Origin of the sequence: Wolbachia endosymbiont of Nasonia giraulti (assembly GCF_048054155.1) — a bacterium.
GTDB classification, from domain to species: Bacteria; Pseudomonadota; Alphaproteobacteria; order Rickettsiales; family Anaplasmataceae; genus Wolbachia; species Wolbachia pipientis_C.
On the sequence record NZ_JAFEVH010000049.1, the window covers coordinates 1 to 7321 of the forward strand.

Below are 7321 nucleotides of genomic sequence, written 5' to 3' on the forward strand. Positions count from 1 at the left end.
GGGTTAATAGGAATAGAAGGCTATCGAAGGAGTATGATTTACTCACAACATCCACTGAGAATTTCATATACCTAGCTATGAGTAGGGTTATGTTAAAGAGGGAATATGCTTGAATTTACTAGTTTCCGGACAACCTCTAATGGAAAAAGTGTTAGTACTTGAGGAAAGGGTAAAAAATCTTTCTGAAGAATTAGATGAGTTTAAATTGCAGGTTTTAAGCGGAAAAATTAAATCTTAATATCCTTACCTAAATTTACAATTGATTAAATACATTTTATCCGTTGATGGAGGTGGCATTAGAGGGATAATACCTGCCATTATTCTAGCAGAAATAGAAAAAAGAACAAGAAAGAGGGTAGCTGAAATCTTTGATCTTATAGCAGGTACTTCAACCGGTGGAATTGTTGTAGCAGGATTGTGTAAAAAAGATGAACAGGGAAATCCTCAATACTCTGCCAATGATTTGGTTGAACTTTACCAAGAGTACGGAGCATATATTTTCAAGTCTTCGTTCTTCAGGCGATCAATATTATCTTGGATTAATTGTGCACAATACCCACATAAAAATATTGAATTTATACTGGATAAATATTTTGGTGATGATACTCTACAAAACACTTTAAGTAATGTACTGCTTACCAGTTATGATATTCATAACAACCGTCCTTTCTTTTTTAAGAGCTGGAGAGAAGATAGAAATTTTATCAGGCTAAAAGATGCACTCAGAGCTACAACGGCTGCACCTACTTATTTCATACCAAAACATCTAAAAATTGACCAGATAGACAGAGTATTAGTGGATGGTGGGGTATTTGCAAATAATCCAGCAGCTTGTGCATATGCAAGTAGTAAGAGGTTATTTCCAAATGACGATATTATACTGTTATCTATAGGTACTGGCAGAACAGATAGAAGTATAACTAATTCAAGGAGATTTGGAAAAATAGGTTGGATAAAACCTCTGTTGAACGTAATGTTTGCCTCAAGTTTAGATGCAGTTAACTACCAACTTGATCAAGTTATAGCTGATAAATATATACGTATACAATCACAATTGAAAATAGCATCACCTGACATGGATAATATTACATCAAAAAATATCAAATCTCTTCAGCAAGAGGCAAAGGCAATGATAGAGGACAACCAGGAAGTAATAGATAGATTCTGCAATATTGAACGATGCCAAGCAAACTAAAGAAATTATACCACAAAGCAAAGAAAGGTTTAAAAAACATAATTTCGCCCAAAAAACATGCTAAGGGGCAAGAAGCTAAAACTTCAAACGATAAGCCAAAACCGCTACATGAGCAACCTCTAAAGATGATGGAGAAAACCTCTAAAGCAAAAAAAAGATAAAAAAGGAATAAAAGAAAAAATAAAAAGCTTTAAAATAAAACCCGTAAAAAAAGAGCTAAAAAAGGGCAATACGTTCAAAAAAGGCTTCAAAAAGCTAAAAGCAAAAAAATTAAACCCAATAAAGGTTAAAAAAAATAAGATCATTGGAAGCAAAAAGTTAGCGCTTTTACTGACATCTGCTACAATCGTGGCAATTTTACCAACATTCAGTCTAGCTCCTCTGCCAGCACTAGCAATAACTTCTGCATGTGTTTTCAGTATTAATTTTATAGCTGTGAAGACGTTAAAGAAAGTTATTAAACAACGCAAATTAGCAGCAAAATCTAAAGAGGCAGAATCTAAAGAAGTAGCTAAGCCGGAAGAAGAAATTCAAGATGTAGTAATTGAGCCAGCTAAGAAAGACTCCGAGCAAATTTCCAGAGAATAATACTCTTCAAAAATACCCTTGTAAGCTTGACTTAACGGCCTTCTTCTGTTATATTGGGTCATAGTAAGGTTAGTATGGTGATAATATCTCATAGAAAAAGAAGCCTATGCAGACAATAACCTTGCAGCTACTACTAGACTTTATTATAAGTTAGGAGGTTGGTATGATTACGGATGAGGCAAAAAGAGTACGAGACAACACTAAAGGAACGAGGACAGTTATACATACTGCTGCTTCTCATGGTGATTTAGAGGTAGTCAGATTTTTTATAGAGAAAGCTGGGTATGACATCAATTTAAGAGATGAAGATGGTTGTACTCTCCTATTTTATGCTGCTGGAGGAGGTTGCCTTAAGGTAGTGAGATACTTAATAAAAAAGGGAGCTGATATTAATGCTACTGCCAAAACTGGTGCTACTGCATTGCATATAGCTGCTCGCGTGGGTCATCTTGAAGTAATAAAGTGTCTTGTGGAAGAGGGAGGAGCAGATAAAAATGCTGTAGATAATAATGGATATGGTGTTTTAGACTACAATCGTGGGTATGATCTCCTAACTGCTAAAGCTACTCTTTTTGATAAGCCTAATGATGCTGGTAGTAGAGTTATTGATTATAATGAGCTTAACAACGAGCCTAATGATAACACTAAGCATTGACTTACAAATTTGACTTAACAGCCTTTTTCTGAGACAATTTCTATACTTTCTAAGTATAGCAGTTGAAAGAGTAAAGAAAGTTATATTTAAGGTTGCTGCTTATGGTTGCTTAATTGACGCTAAATCAACACATAGCATAATCGGATGTCATGAAACATCTAGCCAATTGGCAATCCCAAGTTTATTACAGTCAAAACACTAAAGAAATTAATGCAAATTAGCAGCAGAAGCCAAAGAAGTAGCTGAGCCAGCAGAAATTCAAAGTCGAATCAATAAAAGAAGAATCTAAACAAGTTTCCAAATAATAGACATCTATATTAAATACTTTTCTATTTTTATTTAAATATTATATATTAAATATAAAAGCAGTAGCAAAGCTAGTGGCTTCTTTGTAAAATACCAGCTAAGCGAATATAACGGTCAATAATTTATTTACAATTGACGCTGTATACTGAAACAGTGGTTGAGGTAAAAATTATGACTGAAAATACATTAAAACTACAAAAGGAAATAAAACACCACAACGAGCTATACTATCGGAAAAATAAACCAGAAATCACTGATGCAGAATACGATGAGCTGGTGAAAAAAGCAGATATTCAAACTGTTGGTGCTTCACCTGACGATAGGTTTTCCAAGGTAGAGCATATTGTGCCTATGCTCTCGTTAATCAAAGTTTACAGCCAAGAAGACGTTGAAGAATTTATTGCTAAGTCCAGAGAACTCCTAAATACAGATGAGCTGAAAATAATGTGTGAGCTGAAAATTGATGGCTTAAGTTTCACTGCAATTTATGAAAATGGCTTACTCATTAAAGCTGCAACGCGCGGTGACGGTAATTTAGGCGAAGATGTCACTGATAACATAAAAACCATAAAGGATTTTCCTCAAGCTTTACCTGGTATAAAGGGTAGATTGGAGGTGAGAGGGGAAGTCTATATCAGAAATGATGACTTTCTGAAGTTAAATAAGAATTTCTCAAATCCACACAACACAGCGTCAGGTTCACTAAGACAATTGGATCCAGAAGTTACCGCTAGGAGACCGCTGAAATATTTTGCATACTCGTTAATTGGTGGTACAGAGAAAACACAGCTTGAAGTGTTAAATAAACTGAAAGAATTTGGTTTCTGCATTAATGAACATCAATGCTTGGCAAACAATGTGGATGAAATGCTAAAGTTTTATAACAGAATGTATGATAATCGCCATGAATTAGGTTATGATGTCGATGGGGTAGTCTATAAAGTCAATAATTTACAGCTACAAGATCGTCTAGGTAACACAAATAAAGCTCCTAGATGGGCCATAGCTCACAAATTTCCTGCAGCTCATGGAAAAACTAAAATAGAGAAGATATCGGTACAGGTAGGCAGAACTGGCCAATTAACACCAGTTGCTCAATTAGCTCCGATAAACATAGGCGGAGTTCTCATTACTAAAGCAAATCTGTATAATCAAGATGAAATCAAGCGCAAGGACATAAGGGAAGGAGATGTTGTAGTAGTAGCTCGAGCAGGCGACGTCATTCCAAAGATTGTAGAAGTGGACAAAAAGTTTCGTCCTCGTAATACACCAAAGTTTGTTTTTCCCGATACTTGCCATGAATGCGGATGTGCAGTAGATAAATTTGAAGCTGCAGCTAGATGTTCTGGAGGAAACGTTTGCCCAGCACAACAAATAGGAAAGTTAAAACATTTTGTGGAAGTCCTTGACATTAAAGGTTTTGGCGATAAGCAAATAGAGTTCTTTTATGACCTTGGTTTGATAAGGAAAATATCTGACATTTTTGCTCTGGAAGAAAAACTAAAAAATTTCAACTTAAGTGAACAAGAAGGGTGGGGTGAAAAATTAATATCTAATTTATTGAATTCTATCAATAGTAGAAAAACCATAACTCTTGAAAAATTTATATCTTCTTTGGGAATTAGACTTGTAGGATCGCGTGCAGCAAAAATACTAGCTAATCATTACAAATCTTATGATGGTTGGATGGCTCAATTACCTTATGATAGAGAAGCTCCTGATAAATTAATGAGCATAATAGGCATAGGCGAAGAAACTATAACTTCCTTGGAGGAATTTTTCTCTGAAGAGGATAATGTTGAAATGGTAAAGAATCTCGCTTCTCAACTAAAGATTGAGCCTGTAAGTGCTAATTCCCCTCTTAGCGGAAAAATAGTGGTTTTTACTGGCAAGCTGTCAAGAGAGAGAAAGGAGATGCAAGCAGAGGCAGAATCTTTAGGCGGAATTGTGAGTTCAAGTGTATCGCCTAAAACGGACTTCTTGGTTGTCGGCGAAAAACCTGGATCAAAGTATAAAAAGGCTACGGAACTGGGTGTTAAAATTTTAACTGAAGAAGAATGGGGTTGCCTTTATAGCCCACTTGCTATTTTGGATTGCATTTATTAAAGCTACAGATCAAAAATAGGTGTTTTTATGGCATAAATACGAGGAAAATTGCCATGTCCCATTTAACAGGCTTTAGAGCTATATTATGGTGGTAACTGTAAAAAGATGAAAAAGGACGTCCGAGACCATAAATACCTCTGTAAGCTCTTCTGTGGAGGTCGGTTTTTATATTCAAAATTTAAAAAATAACCAGGTAGCTCTATATGAAATTTTTGCTATAAGTTTCAATTGGGATTCAAATTACGCAAATTCCCCAGCACATAAGCTAGTTGCTCGAGAGATGATTTCAATAGCAACACCTGCCTTAACTAGATTTTTTGCAACCTTGATTTTCTCTGCTTTTTTAACTTTTTCCTTAACAACCTTCATACTTTTAGACAGAGTTTCAACTAATGCGCTCAATCTACTCCATGATTCTTGATTCTCAGTCTCACTTATTTCTACTTCATTACTCTCATCTTTTTTTATTTCAGGCAGTAAAACCCTTACTTTCACTGATAATGCCTTTGCTATTTCATATAATGTGTCAAGTGGAATGGCAATGTACCCTTGCTCATAGTCGTTTATCTCCTTAGGTGTTACACCTATTTTATTTGCTAAATCTTCTTGTGTATACCCACGTATTAACTGTATGATTTCTACCCTTTGCCCTATTTTGTAATCTATAGAATCAGTACGTACTTTCTTTTCTGTATATTTGCAAGTAGATAAGCCTGTTGCCTGTAAGATAATACTAACAGAGATGTTCTCTTTAACTAAATTATTTGACACTTCTTCTCTTGCTTCTTTTCTGCTGCTTTCTTTGTAGCCCTTGGCAAATTCAACCAATGAGTAGATTGCCTTGCGTAATTCCTGATTCTCAATTTTTTCATACATTCTCACCAGGCTTAATATTTTTTCTGCCTCACCTTCAAAATAACAATCTTCATTTAGTACTTTTGGTTCAGGAAGTAGATCTGCAGTATTAACTGATAATGCTTTCGCTATTTTATATAATGTTTCAATTGAGATAGGATTATACCCTTGTTCATATTTGTGTATTTCCTGATATGTTACGCCGATTTCATCTGCTAAGTCTATCTGAGTATATCTTTGTATTAACCTACAAATTTCCACTTCTTGCCCTACTTTATAATCAATAGAGTCTATATACTCTGGGTTATAGTAACCTTTAATAGCCGGTTTTCTTATAGAAACAAACATACCTCCTACCTTTTTCACCATAAATCTCTCATATAGTAGCTTGCGAGACAATGTCAATAGAAATGCCTAATCTAAGTAGATTCTTTGAAATTTCTATTTTTTCTGCCTTTTTAACTTTTTCTTCGATAATCTGTATACCTTCTGATAAAGATTTGATCAGTACATAAAATCCGTTGCGTAAATCTTGATCCTCAATTTCCTTATATTCCTTTATTAAACCGCTCAGTTCATCTCTTGCCACAACTTCTTCTATTTGCCCTAACAGTAAAACCGCAATGTTAACTGATAATGCCTCTGCTATTTTGTATAATCTTTCAAGTGGAACGGTTATATGTCCTTGTTCATAGTCATATATTTTCTGGGGTGTTACACCAATTTTATTTGCTAAGCCCTCTTGGGTATATTTTCTCATCAGCCTTAGCTTTTTTATTCTTTGTCCTACCCTGTAGTCTGCAGAATCAGTTTTTTCTTCTGTATTACTATATTCTTCAGTTGATAAGCCCGTTGCTTGGAAAATTGTATCAACAGAAACTCCTACTTCAACTAGATTCTTTGCCACTTCTATTCTTGCCACTTTTCTACTATTTTCCTTGCTAGCTTGTGCAGATGTAATTAATGAATAAACTACATTACGTAATTCTTGATTCTTAATTTTCTCATACTTTTCTACTAGATCTAATATCTCTTTCCTCTCACTCTCGAGATAATTTTCTTCATTTGATATTGTGTGTTCAGGAATAAGATCCATAATACTAACTGATAATGCCTCTGCGATGCTATATAACCTTTTGATTGAAATTTTACGCTTTCCTTTTTCATAATGGAGTATTACCCAGTATTTTACACCGATTTTCTCCGCTAAATCTCTCTGAGTATACTCCTTGGCTAACCTACAACTTCTTACTTTTTGTCCTACTTCGTAATCTAAGGGGGTGGTCACTTTCCTTCACAAAAAAATATACTATTACAGGATTTTTTGCTATAGCTCAACTTTACTGTGAAATTGGAAGTTGCTTTAGATCCTTTTACAAATGGACGGAAAAAAACTCCTCTCCTAACGTGCCCTAAAGGTTTCCTGACTACCTCCTTGTACCCTATTTGCCCACAAAGACGAAGACAATGCTTCACTAACCATACGCGTCAAGTTAAGGAAATAAAGGTATGAAAGAGATAGAATAATAAGGTATAAGTTCTCCCAGATATACTTTTAGTGAGAGAACCAATGAATAAAATAACTTGCTTATCAAAAAAGCTCAAAGAATTTTTTA

At 34.8% G+C, this 7321-nt stretch carries 8 protein-coding genes and 1 pseudogene; 7 read left to right on the forward strand and 2 right to left on the reverse strand.

Annotation, left to right across the window (positions count from 1 at the left end; all coding sequences use genetic code 11):
• The 7 genes and pseudogenes from JR312_RS05350 to ligA form a co-directional block, all read left to right on the forward strand.
• Window positions 1-113 (forward strand): annotated as a pseudogene (locus JR312_RS05350) (IS5-like element ISWpi1 family transposase); the annotation flags it as partial.
• Window positions 110-238, forward strand: a complete 129-nt coding sequence (locus tag JR312_RS05355; protein WP_416647911.1) for a hypothetical protein — start codon at window positions 110-112, stop codon at window positions 236-238. The pseudogene JR312_RS05350 and the gene JR312_RS05355, both read left to right, overlap by 4 nt.
• A gap of 21 nt (window positions 239-259) precedes the next feature.
• Complete coding sequence (locus JR312_RS05360) at window positions 260-1195, forward strand: patatin-like phospholipase family protein (RefSeq protein WP_213863551.1); 936 nt, start codon at window positions 260-262, stop codon at window positions 1193-1195.
• Window positions 1180-1356, forward strand: a complete 177-nt coding sequence (locus tag JR312_RS05365; RefSeq protein ID WP_213863552.1) for a hypothetical protein — start codon at window positions 1180-1182, stop codon at window positions 1354-1356. The genes JR312_RS05360 and JR312_RS05365 overlap by 16 nt, the downstream gene beginning before the upstream one ends.
• A 187-nt stretch (window positions 1357-1543) precedes the next feature.
• Entirely contained in the window at window positions 1544-1783 is a 240-nt protein-coding gene (locus JR312_RS05370) for a hypothetical protein (protein ID WP_213863553.1), read from the forward strand.
• Between the two features lie 163 nt (window positions 1784-1946).
• Window positions 1947-2438 carry an ankyrin repeat domain-containing protein gene (locus JR312_RS05375; RefSeq protein WP_213863554.1) on the forward strand — a complete coding sequence of 164 codons (492 nt, stop codon included), beginning with the start codon at window positions 1947-1949 and terminating at the stop codon, window positions 2436-2438.
• 477 nt (window positions 2439-2915) lie between these two features.
• Entirely contained in the window at window positions 2916-4850 is a 1935-nt protein-coding gene (gene ligA, locus JR312_RS05380) for an NAD-dependent DNA ligase LigA (protein ID WP_264378223.1), read from the forward strand.
• Between the two features lie 240 nt (window positions 4851-5090).
• Here the strand turns inward: ligA and wmk (JR312_RS05385) are convergent, their stop codons facing one another.
• Both wmk (JR312_RS05385) and wmk (JR312_RS05390) read right to left on the reverse strand, forming a co-directional pair.
• Window positions 5091-6074 carry a WO male-killing family protein Wmk gene (gene wmk, locus JR312_RS05385; RefSeq protein ID WP_264378222.1) on the reverse strand — a complete coding sequence of 328 codons (984 nt, stop codon included), beginning with the start codon at window positions 6072-6074 and terminating at the stop codon, window positions 5091-5093.
• Between the two features lie 7 nt (window positions 6075-6081).
• The gene (wmk, locus tag JR312_RS05390) at window positions 6082-6993 is read right to left on the reverse strand and encodes a WO male-killing family protein Wmk (protein WP_264378221.1); all 912 of its coding nucleotides are present in this window, start codon (window positions 6991-6993) and stop codon (window positions 6082-6084) included.
• Window positions 6994-7321 lie beyond the last annotated feature (328 nt).

Bases quoted from the DNA above. Each gene is read 5' to 3' on its own strand.
- ligA (WP_264378223.1), top strand. From the start codon at position 2,916: ATGACTGAAAATACATTAAAACTACAAAAGGAAATAAAACACCACAAC.
- wmk (WP_264378222.1), bottom strand. From the start codon at position 6,074: ATGGTGAAAAAGGTAGGAGGTATGTTTGTTTCTATAAGAAAACCGGCT.
- JR312_RS05365 (WP_213863552.1), top strand. From the start codon at position 1,180: ATGCCAAGCAAACTAAAGAAATTATACCACAAAGCAAAGAAAGGTTTA.
- JR312_RS05375 (WP_213863554.1), top strand. From the start codon at position 1,947: ATGATTACGGATGAGGCAAAAAGAGTACGAGACAACACTAAAGGAACG.